Annotated in this window: 1 protein-coding gene; it reads right to left on the bottom strand. The window is 61.0% G+C overall.

Translation table 11 applies throughout. The features are described 5' to 3' along the window. Positions 1 to 2,505: amino acid adenylation domain-containing protein (locus tag U869_RS0128410; protein WP_025123823.1), on the bottom strand; the 2,505-nt coding region annotated here is incomplete at both ends.

Genomic DNA, 2,505 nt, shown 5'->3' with positions numbered 1-2,505 from the left:
CTCAGCGATGGTGATATTTTTCCCGAAGGCTTTCTTCATCCCCTTTTGCAACATAAGCAGCTTCAGCGAGTTGCCGCCCTGCTCAAAGAAACTTCTGCGCCGATCTATCGTTTTACTCTCCAGGATATCCTCCCAGATCGCCACCATTACGGCTTCCGACTCATTTCCGCCATCATTCACCTCCACTACCGTGCTGTCATTCAGCGGCAGCGCGGCCAGTGCCTTACGATCCACTTTCCTGCTGCCCGACAGCGGAAACGCCGCCACCGCACGGTAGACTGATGGCAGCATATATTCTGGCAGACAGCCCTTCAGGAAGTCATACAGTTCCCACTCCCCCGCCGCTTCCCCGGCCGCGATGTAGTAGCAGGCCAGCCGCGTTTCGCTGCCCTGCGTCACCGGAACCACCACGCTGCGGCTCACTTTTGCGTGCTGTTCCAGTACCGACTCTATCTCGCTCACCTCTACCCGGTAGCCGTTGATTTTCAGCTGGAAGTCAATGCGCTCGACATATTCAATCATCCCGTCATGACCCCGCCGTACCCGATCACCCGTGCGGTACAAACGCTCTGAAGTAACAAACGGTGACGGAATAAAGCGTTCCGCCGTCAGCGCCGGCGCGTTGACGTAACCCGCTGCCACCCCGCTACCGCCGATATACAGCTCCCCCGGAATTCCCTTCGCCACCGGTTGCATATGGTCATCCAGCACGTACAGCCGGGTATTGGTGATGGCATCACCTATCGTCACGCTCCCCCGCGACGGGTCAATCCGCCACGACGCCGACCAGATGGTGGTCTCCGTCGGACCGTAACAGTTCCATGCCTCGCCCGTCCGTGCTGCCAGCACCTTCGCCAGCGTCAGCGTCAGCGCTTCGCCCCCGCACAACGCCTTCAGCCGCGGATTGCCTGCCCAACCGGCTTCTGCCAGCAGGTGCCACGTTGCCGGTGTCGCCTGCATCAGCGTCACCTGCGCCGTCTCACGCAGCAGCTCTTCGGCGTTGCGGGACTGCTCGCGGCTCAACAGCCGCAGTTCAGCACCGCACACCAGCGGCAGGAAGATCTCCAGTATCGAAATATCAAACGAGAACGGCGTCACGCCCAGCAGCCGGTCCTGCTCTGACACTGCCAGGCTCTCCGCGTAGTGCAGGATCAGGTTGGTCAGGCAACTGTGCGGCACTTCAACCCCCTTCGGCTTCCCGGTCGAACCGGAGGTGTAAATCATGTACGCCAGAGGATCGCCAGACACCGCACCGCTGGCAGGTTGTACTGCTCCCTCGCCATCCGTCGCGAGCAACTGCCCGCTGAACCACGCGGCCGCCTGCCCAGCCTGGGGGCCGGCAACGATGTATTCACAGCCGGCGTTCTCCACGATGTACGCCAGACGCGCCGCCGGGTAGGTGACATCCAGCGGCAGGTAGACCGCCCCCGCCTGCATAATCGCCACCACCGCCACAATCGCCAGTGGCGAACGGTCAAGGTACACCCCGACCACGCTGCCGCGTGTCACCCCCTGGGCCAGCAGGCAGCGGGACACCCGATCGGTCTCGCGCTGGAACGCCTCATAGCTCAACGACTCGTCGCCGAAGGAGACCGCGGTGCGCTGCGGATAGTTCCGCGCCGCCTGTTCAATCAGCTGGTAGACGGGGCAACTAATGTCGAAACTGGCCTCTGCCGGTTGCCCATCCCGCAGCTCCGGGTTCAACATTGGCAGGTGCGCCAACCCCGTGGCGGGCTGCGCCGTCGCGCCGTCCAGCAGCACGAGGAACTGCTCTACCAGGTTTTCCACGCTGCCACGGTCGAACAGATCGACGGCAAACTCCAGTGTGCCGACAATGCCACCGCTTTTTTCCAGCAGCGACAGGCCTAAGTTGAATTTTGCCGTGCCATCTACCCCGGCATCGCCACGCTCAAAGTCCAGCCACTCACAACCGAAATCGTCTTCGGTATGTGCCGCGGGATAGATATTAAAATCAAAGCTGGCCTGCACCAGCGGATTAAGATCCAGGCTGCGCGAGCCGGTGAAGCCTGCCGCAATTTCACTGAACTCCGTATCCTGGCGGCGCAGTGACTCCAGCACTTCCAGGCTCATCACATTGACCAGCTCAGCAAAGCTCATGCCGGCGGCCAGGGCTGGCCTCAACACCAGAGTGTTGACAAAGAAGCCCTGCACCTCGTCAAAATCACTGTTTTCACGCCCGGCGGAAAGCGTACCGATACCGAAATCCGTCTGGCCGGAATAGCGGTACAGCGTACAGGCCCAGGCACTGAGCAGGGTGACAAACACCGTACAACTGTTTTGCTGACTGAAGCGGCGCACCTGCTCTGTCAGCGCCCGGTTAATGTCGATGCGCACCGCATCCCCGTTATGGCTGGGCGACAGGGTATTTTTCGCTATCGGCAGCGACAGGCGCGGCAGATCTTTCAGCTTCTTCTGCCACCAGGCCAGGTTCTGCTGATGCTGTTCACCTGCCAGGCTGCGGCGCTGGAAGCTGACATAGTCAGA

The organism is Serratia sp. H1w (genome assembly GCF_000633355.1).
In the GTDB taxonomy this organism is placed as follows: Bacteria; Pseudomonadota; Gammaproteobacteria; order Enterobacterales; family Enterobacteriaceae; genus Chania.
This window is presented reverse-complemented; position numbering and strand designations above follow the sequence as displayed.